The organism is Streptomyces sp. NPDC001002 (assembly GCF_053599215.1).
This window is the reverse complement of sequence record NZ_JBSFLV010000047.1, coordinates 53464-70791: the sequence shown is the minus strand read 5'-3', so window position 1 is coordinate 70791 and position 17328 is coordinate 53464. Positions and strand designations below refer to the sequence as shown.

Here is a 17328-nt window from a genome sequence, read left to right as displayed (position 1 = left end):
ACAGCCCCGGATCCGGGGGCGGTGAGCTGAAGATGGGCATCGCGGTCGCCAACACTTCGCCAGGCACGGCGGACCGACCGAGGATGACGCCGACCGCGGGGAAGCCGTAGGACCAGATCTCGCGGCTCTCGGGGAAGTGCGAGATGTACTTGGTGGAGTTGCACGGCCAGGGCACGTCGGCCTCGCCCTCGGCCAGCGGCGCTCCGAGCGTGTGCACAGCACGCACGAAGAAGCCGTCCTCGCCGAGTTCGTCCAGGACGGGCTGTCCCATGCGGGTCATGGTCCGCATGGAGACGGCGACGTAGGCGGAGTCGGTGATCTCGACGCCGATCGCGGAGAGGTCCGAGCCGAGGGGGCCCATGCAGAAGGGGACGACGTACATCGTCCGGCCCTTCATGGAGCCACGGAAAACGCCCCCCTCGCCCTTCTCCCCCGAGAAGATCCGCCGCATTTCCGCCGGCGCCTTCCAGTGGTTGGTCGGGCCCGCGTCCTCTTCCTTCTCGGAGCAGATGAACGTCCGGTCCTCGACCCGCGCGACATCGGTCGGGTCGGAGGCGGCGTAGTAGGAGTTGGGGCGCTTGATCGGGTCGAGCTTCTTGAAGGTGCCCTTTTCGACGAGCTCTTCGCACAGTCGCTCGTACTCGGCTTCGGATCCGTCACACCAGACCACGCTGTCCGGCTGGGTCAGTTCGGCGATCTCGTTCACCCACGAGATCAGTTCTGGGTGCTTTGTGGGGATGACGGGGGGAGCCGCGATGTCGCGCGCCACGATTGCTCCTAATTGAGGGATTTTTTGTTGGAGGCCCCGTGGGGGCTGCGGCCCGGATGCTGCACGGCTGATCTTCAGCGCTCATCCGGTGCCGACCGCACTCATTTGATCATCCGACGCGCGCGCCCATATGTCCATAGGGCCTCACGGATGAGCGGAGTGAGGATCGCCACGCATCTCCGTGTTTCCGAGCGTGTCTTTACGTGCACGTTGGGTTCACCCAACGGTTCTTTTGCGCGGCGGTACGGACCATCAACTCCCGTGAGAGGATGGCCACTCTTGGCTGTTCCTCAGCTCCTACTGACACGTAACTTACGGGTCCGTAGGTACGATGCCGGGCATGACTGCGTCCGTCCCCGACGCGCACACGGAAACGACGGCCGCCGGCCGCGTCGCCGAGGCGCTCTCCCTGCCCGACCACGTGAAGCCCAAGCTGCGCGGCTGGTTGCACCTCGGCATGTTCCCGGCCGTGCTCGTCTCGGGCCTGGTGCTGACCGCGCTCGCGGACTCCTCAAGAGGCCGGATCGCGTGCGGGATCTTCGTGCTGACGGCCTGCCTGCTGTTCGGCGTGAGCGCGCTGTACCACCGGGGCAACTGGTCGCCCCGCATGGACGGCATCCTGCGCAGACTGGATCACGCCAACATCTTCCTGATCATCGCCGGCACCTACACCCCGCTGACGATGCTGCTCCTGCCGGGCGCCAAGGGTCAGGTGCTGCTGTGGGGCATCTGGGCCGCGGCCGCGGCCGGCATCATCTTCCGGGTCTTCTGGGTCGGCGCCCCGCGCTGGCTCTACACCCCCTGCTACATCGCGATGGGCTGGGCGGCCGTCTTCTTCCTGCCCGACTTCATGCGCACCGGCGGCATCGCGGTCCTCGTCCTGGTGATCGTCGGCGGCCTCCTCTACAGCGCGGGCGGCGTGATCTACGGCATCAAGCGCCCGAACCCGTCCCCGCGCTGGTTCGGCTTCCACGAGGTCTTCCACTCGCTCACCGTGGCGGCCTTCCTCACGCACTACGTCGGCATCTCCCTGGTGGCGTACCAGCACGGGTAACACCTGAGACACCCGCTCCTTTATGGCCACGGCTCCCCAGCCGTGGCCATTTTTCGTGCACCCCGGCACGCCTCGCCATGATCTGAAAGCCACTCCCTGTTGACATCAGCCATCTTTTGAGAGCTACTCTCATTTCATGGCTACTTCCACTCCAGCTCCCTCGACTCCCGATCCACGCCGCTGGTGGGCCCTGGCGGCCCTCGTCGCCGGCCTGCTCACGCTCGGCTTCGACACCACGATCCTCAATGTGGCGCTGCCCACCATGGCCGACGAGCTCGGCGCCAGCACCGGCCAGCAGCAGTGGATGGCCGACGCCTACGTCATCGTCTTCGCCGCGCTGATGCTCCCCGCCGGTCTGCTCGGCGACCGGTTCGGCCGGCGCCGGATGCTGATCGTCGGGCTCTTCCTCTTCCTGGCCGGTTCGCTGCTGGGGGCGCTCGCCCCGGACGTGAACTGGGTCATCGCGGCCCGCGCCTTCATGGGCATCGGCGGTGCGCTGGTCACCCCGCTCGCGATGTCCGTGCTGCCCTCGCTGTTCGGCCCCGACGAGCGCACCAAGGCCGTCGGCATCATCTCCGCCGCGTCCGCGCTGGGCATGCCGCTCGGCCCGATCATCGGCGGCTGGCTGCTCAACCACTTCTGGTGGGGCTCGGTCTTCCTGGTCAACGTGCCCATGGCCGCGATCGGCATCGCCGCCTGCGTCTTCCTGCTGCCCGAGACCCGCGACCCCGCCTCGCCCAAGGTCGACGTCGCCTCCACCGCGCTCACCGCGTCCGGCCTCGGCGCGCTCATCTACGCGATCATCGAGGCGCCCACCCGCGGCTGGGGCGACCCGCTGGTCGTCGGCATGCTCATCGCGTCCGTCGTGCTCATCGCCGCGCTGGTGCTGCGCGAGCGGCGGATGGAACGGCCCATGCTGGACATGGAGTTGCTCACCCACCGCGGCTTCCTCTTCAACATGCTCGCCGCGACCATGGTGACGTTCGTGCTGTCCGGGCTCCTCTTCGTGCTGCCCCAGTACCTCCAGGCCGTCCTCGGCAACGACGCCTTCGGCACCGGTCTGCGGCTGCTGCCGATGATGGGCGGACTGCTCGTCGCCGCCCGGGCCGCGCATCCCGTCGTCGCCCGCTTCGGCCCCCGGGCCGCGGTGACCGCCGGTCTGGTCGTGCTGGCGTTCTCCGCCCTCCTCGGCAGCCGTACGACGGTCGACTCCGGCTACGGATTCACCGCGCTGTGGCTCAGCGTCACCGGCATCGGCTTCGGCTTCTCCGTCGTGCCCGCGATGGACGGCGCGCTCGGCGCACTGCCCCGCGACCGGGCCGGCAGCGGCTCGGGCCTGCTGATGACCTGCCGCCAGGTCGGCTCCGCGATCGGCATCGCCCTGCTCGGCAGCCTGCTGGCGAGCAGCTTCCGCGACCGCCTCGACACCACCGGGCTGCCCGCCAAGGCCGCCGACACCGCCGGGGAGTCCGTGGTCGCGGCCCATCTCGTCGGCCGGCAGACGGGCTCGGCCGACCTCGTGGCCTCCGCGAACAGCGCGTACGTCCACGGCATGGGCCTGGTCCTGCTGGTGTGCGGTGTCGCGGCCCTCGGCACCGCCCTGCTGGCCGCGGCCTTCCTGCCGAACACTCCGGTCAGGCACACCGACAAGAAGAAGAAGGAGGAGGAGGACGGGAACCCGGCGATGGCCACCGCGTCGGCGGATGCCGGACAATGAGCGGTATGACGGCCGCACCCTCCCCCTTCAGCCCCGCCGACCGCCCCCAGCTGGGCCTGCGCGAGCGGAAGAAGATCAAGACCCGCGAGGCGATCCGCACCGCGACGTACGCACTGGTCGAGGAGCAGGGGTACGACGCGACGACGATCGAGCAGATCGCCGAGCGCGCCGAGGTGTCGCCGTCGACCGTCTTCCGCTACTTCCCCACCAAGGAGGACATCGTCCTCACGGACGAGTTCGACCCGATCATCATGGAGGAACTGCGGGAGCGGCCCGCCGACGAGCCCTGGATGACCACTCTGCGGTACGTCATGCAGAAGGCCATCCGCCTCGGCATCAAGGAGGACCCCGAGGTGGCCCGGCTGCGGACCCACCTCATGGTCCAGGTCCCGGCGGTGCGCTCGCGGATGATGGAGAGCATGTCGGTCACCGGCAACATGCTCTGCCAGGCCATCGCCGAGCGCACCGGCCGGGACCCGGGCAGCCTGGAGGTCCGGGTCTACGCCATGGCCATCATCGGCGGCCTGATGGAGACGTCCCTGTACTGGGCGGAGAACGGCCACCAGGACGAGTTCAAGGACCTCGTGGACCGCACCCTGAACGTGCTGGAGCACGGGCTCACCGACTGAGCCCGTGCTCCGGTTCCGTACCGACCGTCAGCGCTTGGTCAGCACGGTCTTCACATCACCCTTTCCGCACGCGAGGCCGTCCTTGTTGCGGTCCAGGCCCAGCGGGTCGTCCTTGCCGTTGACCTTGAGCCGGCCGTAGTCGTTCTTCTTGAGCCAACTGCAGCGCGCCTCGGCGGTCTTCTTCACGGTCTTCGGGAAGGCCGTCGGCACGCACACGTTGATCGAGCCGTAGTGCCGGTCGCAGCCCGAGATGGTCACGGGGACCTTCTGCGAGGCGCGCTTCTTGCCGGGCTCGGCGACCTTGCCCTCCAGGGAGTCGGCGAAGGAGTGCACGTGCGCCGAGGCGTCCGAGGCGCTCAGCGCCGAAGGACCTTGCAGATGCACCCACTTGGCGACCGACGGCACACCGTTGGCGTCCACCGCGAAGAGCATGTACCAACCCGGCGGCGCCACATTGGGGTTGCTCGTCACGTTCAGGTCGACGTTGTTGCCGTCCACCGACAGCGGCAGATCCACGAACCGCTGGTTGGGGTCCGAGGAGTGCGTGACCGCGGCCGGACGGATCAACTCGGCCTTGGCGATGGGCCGGTCGACCGTGATCCGCTGGGTGTCGCCGTAGGTCCACTCGGTGTCGATCACCGAAGTGATCGACGGGCGCGTGCCCTTGAGCAGATACGGCGGCGTGTAGATCGACACGTTGTGGTTCCAGGTGCCGTTGCCCGGGTTGTCACCGGTCGACATCACCCGGCCGTCCGGCAGCAGGAACGACGACGAGTGGTAACCGCGGGCTTCCGGGTCCGCGGCCACCGGGTCGAAGGTGTTGGTGCCGGGGTCGTAGATCGACGACTCGTAGACGGGGTTGGCCCGGTTGTGCAGCGCGCCGCCGGTCTCCAGCACCTTGCCGTCGGGCAGCAGTACGGCGGAGACGTACATCTTGCCCTGGTTGCCGGTCTCGGGCACCGGGCCGTTGCCGAGGTCGACCGTGCCCTGCGGCAGCGGCGGTCCGGCCACGTAGGCCGGGTTGGCGGCCTTGAGGTCGATGACGTCGGTCAGCCGGTTGCCGTCCGGGTTGGAGTCGATGTTGCCGCCACCGATGGTGAGGACCTTCTGGTCCTGCGCCGGCGGCAGCAGCACGCTCGCCGACTGGTCCCGCTGGTCCTTGCTCTGCAACCCCGGGACCTGCGTGACCGTGTTGGCGTTGTAGTCGTAGATCGCCGAGCCCGTGCCCGGGATGTTGTTGCCGAAGACATGGCTGCCCGAGTAGAAGAGCCGCCCGTCCTGCATCAGGATCATCGACGGGTACAGACCCCAGTACGACCAGGTCTGGTTGACCTGCCACAGCGCCAGCCACTTCTGCTCGGCGTCCGACCAGTACTCGGCGGTCACCGAACCGGTCGAGTCCTCGCGCAGCCCGCCGAAGGAGATGACGTCACCGTTGCCCAGCTCGGTCGCCGACGGGTACCAGTGACCGTCGTTCAGGTCGTTGGTCTTGCTGTAGGTCTCGGTGACCGGATCGAAGATGTACGAGTCCTTGTAGCCCTCGTAGCCGTGCGAACCGTCCGCCGCCGGGAACGCCTTGTTGCCGCTCATCACCAGCACCCGGCCGTCCTGCAGCTGGATGTGGCCGGAGCAGAACATGTCCTTCGGCGTCGGGATGACCTTGTAGGAGCCGTCGGCCGGGTTGTAGACGGCGCTGGTGAAGGTGCCCGCGTTGAACTGCTCCTCGCTGTTGCCGGAGCCCGCGATCAGCAGCACCTTGCCGTTGTTGAGGACGACGGAGTGCATCGAGCGCACCGGGTTCTGCGTGGGCAGCACGTCCCAGCGGCCATTGGCGCACTGGTCCGCGGTGCCCGTGCAGGTGGCCGGCGGGGTGACGTCCGGGACCTGCTCCATCGTGTAGTCGTCGGTGGTCGCCGAGCCGGTGCCGTACACCGACACACCCCAGGTGATCCGGTCGGTACCGGCCGGGACCTCGGGTGTGCGGACCGTGGCCTGGGTCCAACTCCCCTGCATCTCCAGGGTCTTGAGGTCGGTCCAGTACTGCCAGCCGGCGGTGGTGTCGTGCCGGAAGAGGGTGACGTTGGCGTCCGGTGTCGTCGACTTGTACCAGAGCCCGAGGTCGTACTGCTTGCCCGCGCTCACCACCGGCGCGCACGCGGTCGTCTCGGTGATCAGCGCCTTGCGGTCGCCCTCGACCCGACGCGTCAGCGACACCTTCATCGCCTTGGACCCGCTGTGCGCGTCGCTCGTGGTCTGGAAGGTGAAGTCGTTGTCGCCCCAGCCGGACTTCTCCCAGCAGTACGGCATGTCGTCGGTGCCGGCCGTCTCGAAGCCCGGGTTCTTGACCAGGTTGGCGGCCTCGGCGGACTGCGGCGAGCTGAGAAGCAGACCGGCGGTCAGGGCCCCCACCCCGACCAGTGCAGTCCTTCTTCGGTGCCTGTTGAGATTCTTGGTGAGACTCGCTCTGTTCACACGGCTCTCCTTGCTGCGGTACTCCCCCCGCGCCCCCTGCGCGGCAGATAGACCAGCGCCTCGGTCCCCACGAAGCGCAGGACGAACGTCGTCACCAGCGCGAGCGCGGTGGCGCCGAGCGCGCCCATCCCGAACCGGTGCACGAACAGCGCGATCAGCGGGATCCGCAGCACCAGGTCGGCGTTGGCGAGCAGCCCGAACCGGCCGACACGGTCCCACCAACGGCGGTGCCCACGACGGTCACGGAAGAGCAGATGCTCGATGAGTACGAAGTTCCAGGCCACACCCAGCTGGTTGGCGAGGATCTCCGCCGGTACGTAGTGCATGCCGACCTTGGTCAGCGCCCACAGGCCGACCAGGTTCGGCACGAAGCCGGTCGCGCCGATCAGCCCGAACCCCACCATGCGGGCGACCGGCGAGGCGGTGCGCAGCCCGATCAGATGACGCAGGAAGCGAAAACCTTCCTGCGCACTGGACTTGGACTCGCCCGCGAACCGGTCCTGGAAGACGAACGGCACCTCGGTGACCTGACGGGGCCGGCTGCGGACCGCCAGCTCCAGCAGGATCTTGTAGCCGAGCGGCTTGAGGGCCTCCGCGGTGATGTCGCTGCGGCGGATCGCGAAGAACCCGGACATCGGGTCGCTGATCCCGCGCAGCCTGCGCGGGAAGAGGGACTTGGTCAGCCAGGTGGCCACCCGGCTGACGGCCACCCGGTAGCTGCCGGCCAGACCGGCCCGGCTGCCGCCCTTGATGTACCGGGAGGCGACCACGAGCCCGGCCCCGGAGCGCTCGCCGGTGGCGACCAACTCCGGTACCAGGGACGGCGGATGCTGGCAGTCGCCGTCCATGACGACGATCCAGTCGGAGCCGGCCGCCTTGATGCCCTCGACGACCGCGCCGCCGAGCCCGCCGACCGGCTCCTCGCGGTGCAGGACGGTCACCGGGAAGGGGCAGTCCTTGGCGGCCTCGTAGATGACCTCGGGGGTGTCGTCGGTGGAGTCGTCCACGAAGACGACCTCGCACGGCAGCCGGGCGGGCACCGACTCGGTGATCTGGTGCAGGAGTTGACGGACGTTCGCGGACTCGTTGTACGTCGGCACGACGATGGTGACCGCGCCGGGCTCGGCGACTTCGGCCGCGCGTACGGCGGGATCGTTGAGTTCGCCGGGGGCGGTGTATTCGTGCGTCATCGGGCGCCTCCGGAGGCCGTCTGGATCTGGCGGATCTCGATGCGGTCGTCCCCGGTGCCGAAGGTGGCGACCGGGGTGGAGTGTTCGATGGCGGCCTTGACGTTGGGCAGGTCCACCGCGTCTCGCCGCACGGTCGGGGAGGCGACGACGTAGTCGATGTCCTTCCAGCCGTGCGGCATCGTCTTGGTCACGGCCGGGTCGAGGTCGGCCTTGTAGAACCAGATGACCCCGAGCCCGGGCTGGTACCCCTGGTGCACCAGGTCCAGCCAGAGCGCGTCGTCGACCAGGACCCGGGTGCCCTCGGGGTCCTCGACCTCGGAGGCCAGCCACTTGGAGGCGGCCCGGTAGGGGGCGTTGGCGTCGGCGGTCACCGCGGTGTGGTCGCCGTCGTACCAGCGCGGGACGACGTACGCGCCCGCGGCGACCGCGAGCACGGCCGCGAGGGCGTACCGGCCGCCGGTGACATAGCGGCCCTCGCCCTCGGCCCGCCATCTGCGCAGCACGGCGTGGGCTACGGACGCGGTGCCGCCGGCGAGGACCAGGGCGAGGAAGGGCAGTGCCTGGATGACGTACATCGCGGGCAGGTAGCCGTTGGGGCGCAGCGCGAGCAGGGCCAGGATGCCGACCGTCAGGGCGGGTCCGGCCAGTGAGCGGGCGGTGACCGACCAGCGCCAGGTGGCCAGCAGCAGGAGCGCGCCGGCCAGACCGCCGAGCGGCAGGACCCGGTCGTAGTAGAGCCAGGACCGGAGCACGCCGTGCGAACCGGACGCGCTGTCCAGGATGAAGCCCGAACCCGGCCTGGTCATCTGGTACTTGACGCCGTCCCACAGGGAGACGTGCCCGCCGCCGGGTATCAACTCGCCCTTGAGCAGGGCGAACAGGGGGTAGGCGAAGCCGATCAGGACGCAGGCGGTGATGGCGCCGGTGAGGGCGAACTTGCGGGTGTCGCGGTGGCTGTGGCGCCACATGGTGAGGAACACCGCGGGGAGGATGACGAGCATCGTCTCCTTGGTGAGCACCGCCGTGGCCGCCGCGAGGCCCGCGCCGAAGTGGTGCCACAGATGACGGCTCGGGGAGGCGGCGAGGGTGAACGCCAGCAGCGTCCACATCACCGCGATGTTGTCGAGGAAGATCTCGCGCTGCAGGACGACCGAGAGCGGCGAGAGCCCGAACAGGACCATGGCGAGGCCGGCGGCCCAGCGGGGCAGCGACAGACGGCGGGCCAGGATGTAGACGAGGACCGCGCTGATCGCGCTGATCAGCAGCATCACCACGCGCATGCTGCCCACGGTCATCGACTCGGGGCTGAGCAGCGAGGGGATCCAGGTCAGCAGCGCCAACTGGATCCAGCCGAGCGGGGGATGGTCGTACCAGTAGGTGTAGTGGGCCAGGCCCTTGCCCTGCTGGACCGCCCAGGCCTGGGCGAGATAGGTGCCCTCGTCGTCGCTGAGCGTCGGGTAGTCGGCGATGTTCCAGCCCTGCACGACGAGGATCGCCACGAGGAGCGCGCCGCACAGGAGGAGGTCGGATCGGGAGGAACGCAGTCGGGCCGGCAGGGATGTCCGACGGGCCGAACCGGTTTCCGGCGCAGGCTGGCGCTGCGCGGGGACCTTCGTCGTGGTCACCGCGGGAAGGGTGGAGGTCACGCAGGGACATCCTCTCGGAGGTCACGGTTCGCTTCGGCGTGGGTCAGATGTGCGCCGACATGGCTGGTCAACTCCCAGTCGTTGCGGCCGCGTTGCTCGCGCCAGACGGCGCGGATGGCGGCCCCGGCGAGGAGGACCTGGTAGAAGGGGCCGCCCACGATCAGCTTGAGGTAGTGGACGGCACGGACGCGCAGTCCGTACTGCTTGCCGAAGTCGTGCAGTCCGACGACCTCGAAGACGAAGGTGACGGCGGCGGTGACCAGTGGCAGGAAGGTCAGGAAGGCGATCCCGACGGGCACGTCGAGGAAGAGCGCGACGGCCGCGTTGAGCGGGATGATCACGCCGGAGATCGCCTGCAGGAACGGCGTCATCAGCGTGTACCGGGCCAGCAGCCGCTGCCCGAAGCCCGGCAGCTGCTTCCAGTCCTTCTTCCGGTAGACCTGCAGGAAGCCCTGGTTCCAGCGGGTGCGCTGCTTGAGCAGCGACATCAGCGAACCCGGGGTCTCCTCCTTGGTCACCATGTCGGAGTCGTAGGCGACGACGACCTTCTTGCCGACGCTGGACAGGCGTACGCCCAGGTCGCAGTCCTCGGCGAGGCAGTTGGGGTCCCAGCCGTCGGCCTCGCGCAGCACGTCGGTGCGGACGAAGACGGTGTTCCCGCCGAGCGGGATGAACCCTTTCTGCGCATGCAGGTGCAGCCGGGAGCGGAACCAGAAGAAGTACTCCAGGCAGTTGCGCAGGCTGTACCAGCTGGAGTGGAAGTTGATCAGCTGGACACCGCCCTGGACGACGTCGGCGCCGGTGGTCCGGAACGCGTGGTCGACGTGCGCGAGCAGCTCCGGATGGACCTGGTCCTCGGCGTCGAAGACCCCCACGACATCGCCGCGGCAGTGCGGCAGCGCCGTGTTCATGGCCTTGGGTTTGTTCTTCTTCTCGTGGGTGTCGACGACGACACGGACGCGCGGGTCGCGCTCGGCGGCCGACGCGGCCACCTCCGTGGTCTCGGGGTCGTCGTGTCCCACGATGACGATGATCTCGAAGTCGGTGTGCGTGGACTCCAGCAGACGCTGAATGGTGTGGTCCAGGACGGCCTGTTCGTGCCGTGCCGGGACCAGCAGCGAGAAGCTGACGTGTTCGTCGCCGTCAGGTCTGCTGAAGCGGGTGGAGGCGAGCACTTCCGGCGTACGCCAGGCATGCATCTGCCACCACAAGGTGAAGGCCGCCATCCAGAACAAGGCAAGCGAAACGACAGCGACAAAAATGGACGTGAGCAACAGATCCCCCCAGATCCCAAAACCCCCTGTCGCGACGGTGAGTCACACCCGCCGCGTCACTGTGCAGACATTAGGGGGGATCTGTGAAGTGCGCACGAGCTTTCGATGAAGAGCGCGTTTCGTCACAACGGGCCCTCCCTGTGAACAATGCCCACACAGGGTCCGTGCCCACTCATTCCGTTTCTGTCGTTTCAGCTGCTCAGCAGGGATCGCAAGCGGTCACCATCGGTGGTCGGGGCGTCACAGGTGAAGTTACGACAGACGTATGCGGTCGGTGCGCCCTGCACCAGCGGGCGGTCCGCCAGCAGCGGGAACTCGTCACTCTCCGGCACCCCGAGGGCGACCACCGCACCGGGCGCGGCACCCAGAAGTGCCGTGCGGTGCAGGGCCCTTGTCGCCTCGTCGTCCAGCGCCGGACCGACGATCGCGATCTCCCGCGGCCCGTCCAGGAGCGCCTCGGCGACCGCCAGCCCCCAGCCGATGAACCGGGGCACCCGCGGGCCGAGCGCCTTCACCACGCCGAGCGCCTTCTCGGCGGCGGCGCGGTGCGGCTGGGCGCCCGTCTGGGCGGCATAGCTCAGCAGAGCACCGGCGGCGGCGGTCCAGCCGGAGGGCGTGGCGTTGTCGGTGGGGTCCTGCGGCCGGCGGATCAACCGCTCGGCGTCCACGGCGGTGTCGTAGAGCGCACCGCTGTCGGGATCGGCGAACCGGGCCAGTACGTGGTCCAGCAGGAACCCGGCGAACTCCAGCCACACGCCCTCGCCCGTGACGGACGCGAGCGCGAGGAAGCCCTCGGCGACGTCGGCGTAGTCCTCAAGGACGCCCGCGTTGGCGCCCACCTGGCCGTCCTTGCTGGTCCGGGCGAGCCGGGCCTGCTCGTCCAGGTGCAGGCGGACCAGGAGGTCGGCGGCGCCGACGGCGGCCTCGATCAGGTCGGGGCGGTCGAAGTAGGCGCCGGTCTCGGCCAGCGCGGCGATCGCCAGGCCGTTCCAGGCGGCGACGACCTTGTCGTCCCGGCCGGGGGCGGGCCGCTCGGCCCGGGCGTCCAGCAGCCGCCGCTTGACCGACTCGACCTTCTCGGCGTCGAACACGCCCTCCTGCTGCGGCAGTTGCAGCACCGAGGAGCCGTGCTCGAAGGTGCCCTCGTCGGTGACGCCGAAGTACTGCGCGGCGAGTTCGGCGTCCTCGGCGCCGAGGACGGCCGTCAACTGGCGCGGGGTCCAGGCGTAGTACGCGCCCTCGACGTGCCGCCCGCTTCCGTCGTCGCTGTCGGCGTCCAGCGCGGAGGCGAACCCGCCCTCGTTCGTGCGCAGTTCACGGACCATGAAGTCGGCGGTCTCCAGGGCGACCCGGCGGGCCAGCTCGGAGCCGGTGGAGCGCCACAGGTGCGCGTAGACGCGGCACAGCAGGGCGTTGTCGTACAGCATCTTCTCGAAGTGCGGGACGACCCAGTCGCGGTCGACGGAGTAGCGGGCGAAGCCGCCGCCGAGCTGGTCGTAGATCCCGCCCCGCGCCATCCGCTCGCAGGTGTCCTGGGCCATCTGCAACGCGCCCTCGGCTCCCGTGCGGGCGTGATGCCTGAGCAGGAACTCGACGACCATGGACGGCGGGAACTTGGGCGCCCCGCCGAATCCGCCGCGCTGCGGGTCGTACTCGCGGGTGAGGCCGAGCAGCGCGCCGGCCAGCTCCTCCTCGCCCGGTGCCTGCGAGTCGCCGTAGGAGATCTCCCGCCCGGCGAGGTCCCGCACGATCTTGCCGGCCACCTCGGCGACCTCGTCGCGCCGGTCGGTCCAGGCGGCGCGGACGCCCTCCAGGACCTGCCGGAAGGACGGCGAGCCCTGGCGGGGCGCGGGCGGGAAGTACGTACCGAAGTAGAAGGGTTCGCCCTCCGGCGTGAGGAAGACGGTCATGGGCCAGCCGCCCTGGCCGGTGGCGGCCTGGACGGCTTCCATGTAGACGGCGTCGACGTCGGGGCGTTCCTCGCGGTCGACCTTGACGCTGACGAAGTGCTCGTTCAGGTATTCGGCGGTGGCCCGGTCCTCGAAGGACTCGTGCGCCATGACGTGGCACCAGTGGCAGCTGCTGTACCCGACGCTCAGCAGGACCGGTTTCCCGGTCTTGCGGGCCTCCTCGAAGGCCTCGGCCGACCACGGCCACCAGTCGACGGGGTTGTCCGCGTGCTGGAGGAGGTACGGCGACGTCTCATGGGCCAGTCGGTTCGGCATGGTGTCCATCCTGCCGCAGGACCCCCCGGGTCACGCGGCAGGCGTCTGCCAGACGGTCACGTCGAGGATTCCGCCGCCGACGCCGCCGTCCGGCATCGTGACGACCTTGAGGTAGGCGATGCGGCCCTCGCCGGTCAGCAGACAGTACTGTTCGCCCCGCTTCACGGGTGACGCGCTGTAGCTGCCGTTGCGGTCCACGCTCTCCGCGCATGCCTCGGCCGTGGGGGCGCTGCCGGTGTCGGGCAACGGAGCCAGGTTGTTCGCGCTGGCGGGGAGGTTGATCGACGGGTCGCCGTTCGCCGACCCGAAGACGAGGTCCGCGCCGTCGCCTCCGCCGTTCAGCACAAGGGGTTTTTTCGGGGTGTCCAGCTCGACGTACGTCCCCGCGATGCTCTTCTCGGCCGTCACCTTGGCGGGCCCGTAGACCTTCTGCCACTTCTCCGCGTCGGCCGCCGGCGGCGGGCTGCTCTGCGTCTTGCCGCCGCCCTGTCCCGCACCGGCACCACTGGACTGCACGGGGGTGGAGGGCCCCGACTGCACGTTCCGGTCGCCGTTGTCGTCCGACGAGTTCGGCCGGCCCACCAGGATCGTGATGATGATGCCCACGACCGGGATGACGATCCCGACCACCCACCAGGCCCAGCGCGGCGGGTGCGAGGGCGGTGGTCCCTGCGGTGGCCCCTGCGGCGGAACCGTCGGTGGGCCCAGGTACGGGCTCGGCGGTGGACCTGCCGGCGGGTACGGCGTCCCGTTGTCCGCGCTCATGTTCTCTTCTCCCCGTCAATTCCATGCGATGTCGGCGATCACGATAACCACTCAGCGGGCACACAGAACGAATTCACAAACCCTCCACCGCGATTCGCGGACCGCTCGCCCTCTCGCCCCCGGGCCCCGTCCGCAGCACACTTGACCAAGAAAGCAGTTGTCGTCGGAGGGGGACGTGACATGCGGGACAGCCATCGGGCCGACGCCGAACGGCTGTTGGCCCGGGCCGTCGAGGAAGAGGTGCGGCGCTCCGGCGGCCGTACCGACGGCAGCGTGCTGCTGTCGCGCTCGCGTGGCGCGCTCGACGCGATGGCGGAGACCGCCGCCGAGGAGTACGGGGCCTACACCCGCGCGCTGGAGGAGGCGGCGGCCGGCAAGCTCACCTTCGGCCAGCGGTACGCGCGCGAAGGCGCCGGAACTCCCTTGCTGGTGGCGGCCGTTGCCGCGGTCGCGGCGGCCGTCGCGGACCTCGCGCTCGGTACGGGCACGGGGACGGCGCTGGGCGCGGGCGTGACCGTCGGCGTGGTGGGCGCCGCCGCGACCGTGGTGAAGGTCGCCGGTTCCCATCTCCCGGCCGCGCACCACCGAGCGGGTGCCGAGAGCCAGCCCGGCGGCGCCGAACAGCTGCGCTTGCAGTGGCTGACCGCCCTTGAGGTACGGGGCATCCGTCCGTTCCTCGACCAGCAGCGCGTGCTCGCCGCGTCCACCGGTCCGAAGAAGAAGCCGGGGCCGCAACTGCGCGGCACCGACAAGAGCGCGGCGGCCCGCGGGCGCAGTGTGCTCGCCCAGTCCTTCGCCCAACTCCCCGACCCTTCGGGCGCGTTCGCGGGGCGCCGGACGGAGATGGGCCGGATCCGGCAGTGGGTGCAGGCCTCGCGCGCGAGCACCGAGACCCTGCCGACGGTGGTCGTGCTGCACGGGACGCCCGGCAGCGGACGTACGACCCTCGCGGTGCGCGCCACCCACGACCTCAAGGACTACTTCCGCGGCGCCTGCGTCGTCGACCTGCGCGGCGGCGGCCAGGAGCAGCCGCTGCCGACCCGGGACGCCCTGCTGCACCTGCTGAACCGGCTCGGCGCACCGCGCGAACAACTGCTGTTCCGCGAGCGCTCCTCCCCCGACCAGCAGGTCAAGCGGCTGAGCGAGCTGTACCACCAGCATCTGACCGGCACCGCGGTGACGATCGTGCTGGACGACGCCTCGGACCTGGAGCAGGTCCGCACCCTCGTCCCCGAGCGCTCCGACAGTCTGGTCCTGGTCACCGCCGAGCACCCGATGGAACTGCCCGCCGACCTGCCGGCCCGGGTGCACCAACTGCCGGTCCAGGCCCTCGACCCGGCCGGCGCGGAGGAGCTGCTGGAGTCGGCGGCACAGGACAGTTCGGGTCCCTACGACGCCGAATCGGCGGACCTGATCAGGGAGTTGTGCGGCGGGCTGCCGCTGGCCCTGAGCATCGCGGGCTCCTCCCTCGGCCCGCGCTCACCGCGCCAACTCGCCACGGATCTGGGGGCGTACGGCCCCGTCGAACCGGTCGAGCGGGTGCTGTGGCTGCGCTACACCGACCAGTCGGACCCCGCCCGCCGGCTGCTGCGCCGACTGGCCCTGGCGGGGCGCGCCTCGCTCGGTGCCGCCGCGGCCGCCTCGCTGCTGGCGACCGACCAGTCGGAGGCGAAACGTCACTTGACCGCGCTCTCCCGCGCGGGCCTGATCGACCATGTGCGCGGCGACCGCTACCGCCTGCACGACCTCGTCCGCGCCTTCGCCCACGCCCGCCTCCTGGACGAGGAGGAACAGGCCGAACGCACGGCGGCGCAGGAACGGTTGATCGTGAGCTACGCCGACCTCGCGGACTCGGTGCTGCGGCTGGTCGACGGCAACATGTCGACCCGCTCGGACCGCTTCAGCCCGCACGGCTTCACGTCCCTGGACGAGGCGCTGCGCTGGCTGGACGACGAGTCGAGCTTCATCACCTCGACGCTGCGGCACGCGGAGGGCGTGGACCAGGGGGCGGTGCTGAACCTGCTCGGCGCCCTGTGCGACTACTGCCTGCTGCGCGGCGACCTCTACCGCCTGGGCGAGATCAGCGACCTGGCGCAGGCCGTGGACCAGGGGCTGCTGGTCCGCTCGGTGCAGTGGCGCACGGGCATCGCGGCCCGTCAGCTCGGCGAACTCGACAAGGCGCGGACCACGCTCGCCTCCGTCGTCGACCTCTACATGGAGGCCCATCACGACGCGGGCGCGGCCCGCGCCCTGTGCTCGCTCGGCATCACCCTGCACCACCAGGGCAACCTCACCGAGGCCGCCGCCAAGCTCCGCGAGGCACTCGCCCTCCAGGCACCCGCCGAACTCGCGACCGACCGCGCCTGGACGATGCACGCGCTGGCGGCGGTGGAACGCGACCGCGGCCAGGTCGCCGAGGCGATGCGGCTGCTGACCGAGTCCCTGGTCCTGCACCGCGCCGGCGAGTCCGTGCACGGCGAGGCCTGGGCCCACTTCCAGCTCGGCCAACTCGCCCTGCGCATGGGCGACGTACCGCGCGCGGAGACCGAACTGCACGCGGCCCTCGACCGGTACGGCCGCACCCGCGACGCCCGCGGCGAGGCCTGGGCGCTGACTCAACTGGCCCGGGCCCGGCTGGTCGACGGCGACCCGTCCCCCGCGGTGGAGGGCCTGCGCCAGGCGGCCGCCCGGCACCGCGACAACGAGGACGCGCGCGGTGAGGCATGGACGGTCTACTACCTGGGCCAGGCCCTGGAGGAATCGGGCGACCTGGACCGGGCGGTGCGCGAACTGGAGCGCTCCCGCACGATGTTCTCCCGGATGCGGGACGTCTACGGCCTGGCCTGCGCCCGCCACCACTCGGCCCGCGTCACCCGCGACCAACGGGCCGCCCAGACCGGCTCGTTGCGCAACTCCGGCTTCGCCCGCCAGCTCCTGGTCGACGCCCGCGCCGACTTCCAGCGCATCGGCGTCACCCACGGCGAGGCCTGGACCTGCCTGGAACTGGTCGTCGTGGACGCCGGCAACAACCGCACCCAGCAGGCCCTGGCCCTGTGCGACGAGGCGATCGCCCTCTTCACCTCGTACGCGGACCGCCGCGGCGAGGACTGGGCCCGCTTCCTGCGCTGCACCCTGCTCCCGTACGCGGCCCCCGGCGGCGTCGACGTCGGCACGGCGGTAGCCCAGGAGGACCTCGCCCAGCTCTCCCGCACCGGCCACCCCCTGCGCGACGAAAAGCTGGACGACTACGTCGACACGTACCAACTCCTGCTGGAACGAGGCATCAGCCTGGAGACGGGCTGGCAGGCATGGCGATTGGGGATGGTCCCGAGCCGACATGCGCGGGAGGTCATGGGGGTGGCGGTGGGGGCGGCGAAGTGACGGCCGTCGGCTGACAGGAGTGAACGGGTGACGGCTGGAGCGGGCGGTGCAGGGCGACGGCGGGCCTGCCCCGGCCCGCCCGGCCAGCCCGACCCCGTGCCGCCGACGCCGTCGCGGGCGGGACGGCGGCAGGTCTGGCGGCAGCTGCCACCGGTCCCGTCCCGTTTCCGCACCGCCGTCTGCCCGGCAGGGCCATCGGCTCCTCG

General features: G+C 70.2%; 10 protein-coding genes and 1 pseudogene. 4 read left to right on the top strand and 7 right to left on the bottom strand.

All coding sequences use genetic code 11. The features are described 5' to 3' along the window. Window positions 1-769 (bottom strand): annotated as a pseudogene (locus ACWDR3_RS22425) (hypothetical protein); the annotation flags it as partial. A 340-nt stretch (window positions 770-1109) separates the two neighbouring features. Here ACWDR3_RS22425 and trhA point away from each other — a divergent pair. The 3 genes from trhA to ACWDR3_RS22410 all read left to right on the top strand — a co-directional run bounded on the left by trhA (window position 1110) and on the right by ACWDR3_RS22410 (window position 4169). After that, on the top strand, window positions 1110-1823 hold the full coding sequence (gene trhA, locus ACWDR3_RS22420; RefSeq protein ID WP_450354285.1) for a PAQR family membrane homeostasis protein TrhA: 714 nt from the start codon (window positions 1110-1112) through the stop codon (window positions 1821-1823). 136 nt (window positions 1824-1959) lie between these two features. Further along, a complete protein-coding gene (locus tag ACWDR3_RS22415) occupies window positions 1960-3540 on the top strand; it encodes an MFS transporter (protein WP_450354284.1) in 1581 nt (526 codons plus the stop codon). Window positions 3541-3545: 5 nt separating this feature from the next. Next, window positions 3546-4169 carry a TetR/AcrR family transcriptional regulator gene (locus ACWDR3_RS22410; RefSeq protein WP_450354283.1) on the top strand — a complete coding sequence of 208 codons (624 nt, stop codon included), beginning with the start codon at window positions 3546-3548 and terminating at the stop codon, window positions 4167-4169. A gap of 27 nt (window positions 4170-4196) precedes the next feature. Here the strand turns inward: ACWDR3_RS22410 and ACWDR3_RS22405 are convergent, their stop codons facing one another. The 6 genes from ACWDR3_RS22405 to ACWDR3_RS22380 all read right to left on the bottom strand — a co-directional run bounded on the left by ACWDR3_RS22405 (window position 4197) and on the right by ACWDR3_RS22380 (window position 13741). Next, window positions 4197-6641, bottom strand: a complete 2445-nt coding sequence (locus ACWDR3_RS22405) for a galactose oxidase-like domain-containing protein (RefSeq protein WP_450354282.1) — start codon at window positions 6639-6641, stop codon at window positions 4197-4199. After that, window positions 6638-7831, bottom strand: a complete 1194-nt coding sequence (locus ACWDR3_RS22400; RefSeq protein WP_450354281.1) for a glycosyltransferase — start codon at window positions 7829-7831, stop codon at window positions 6638-6640. The genes ACWDR3_RS22405 and ACWDR3_RS22400 overlap by 4 nt, the downstream gene beginning before the upstream one ends. Then, window positions 7828-9477, bottom strand: a complete 1650-nt coding sequence (locus tag ACWDR3_RS22395) for an ArnT family glycosyltransferase (protein WP_450354280.1) — start codon at window positions 9475-9477, stop codon at window positions 7828-7830. Before ACWDR3_RS22395 ends, ACWDR3_RS22400 begins: the two co-directional genes overlap by 4 nt. Next, window positions 9474-10751: a glycosyltransferase gene (locus ACWDR3_RS22390; protein WP_450354279.1), complete on the bottom strand. Its 1278-nt coding sequence runs from the start codon at window positions 10749-10751 to the stop codon at window positions 9474-9476. Before ACWDR3_RS22390 ends, ACWDR3_RS22395 begins: the two co-directional genes overlap by 4 nt. Before the next feature lie 191 nt (window positions 10752-10942). Continuing rightward, the gene (locus tag ACWDR3_RS22385) at window positions 10943-12976 is read right to left on the bottom strand and encodes a thioredoxin domain-containing protein (RefSeq protein WP_450354278.1); all 2034 of its coding nucleotides are present in this window, start codon (window positions 12974-12976) and stop codon (window positions 10943-10945) included. 30 nt (window positions 12977-13006) lie between these two features. Then, complete coding sequence (locus tag ACWDR3_RS22380) at window positions 13007-13741, bottom strand: hypothetical protein (protein WP_450354277.1); 735 nt, start codon at window positions 13739-13741, stop codon at window positions 13007-13009. 180 nt (window positions 13742-13921) lie between these two features. Between ACWDR3_RS22380 and ACWDR3_RS22375 the strand changes: the two genes are divergently transcribed. After that, window positions 13922-17122 carry a tetratricopeptide repeat protein gene (locus ACWDR3_RS22375; RefSeq protein ID WP_450354276.1) on the top strand — a complete coding sequence of 1067 codons (3201 nt, stop codon included), beginning with the start codon at window positions 13922-13924 and terminating at the stop codon, window positions 17120-17122. Window positions 17123-17328 lie beyond the last annotated feature (206 nt).

Excerpts from the sequence above, each read along its gene's own strand:
- trhA (WP_450354285.1), top strand. The coding sequence starts at position 1,110 with ATGACTGCGTCCGTCCCCGACGCGCACACGGAAACGACGGCCGCCGGC.
- ACWDR3_RS22415 (WP_450354284.1), top strand. The coding sequence starts at position 1,960 with ATGGCTACTTCCACTCCAGCTCCCTCGACTCCCGATCCACGCCGCTGG.
- ACWDR3_RS22410 (WP_450354283.1), top strand. The coding sequence starts at position 3,546 with ATGACGGCCGCACCCTCCCCCTTCAGCCCCGCCGACCGCCCCCAGCTG.
- ACWDR3_RS22400 (WP_450354281.1), bottom strand. The coding sequence starts at position 7,831 with ATGACGCACGAATACACCGCCCCCGGCGAACTCAACGATCCCGCCGTA.
- ACWDR3_RS22385 (WP_450354278.1), bottom strand. The coding sequence starts at position 12,976 with ATGCCGAACCGACTGGCCCATGAGACGTCGCCGTACCTCCTCCAGCAC.
- ACWDR3_RS22380 (WP_450354277.1), bottom strand. The coding sequence starts at position 13,741 with ATGAGCGCGGACAACGGGACGCCGTACCCGCCGGCAGGTCCACCGCCG.
- ACWDR3_RS22375 (WP_450354276.1), top strand. The coding sequence starts at position 13,922 with ATGCGGGACAGCCATCGGGCCGACGCCGAACGGCTGTTGGCCCGGGCC.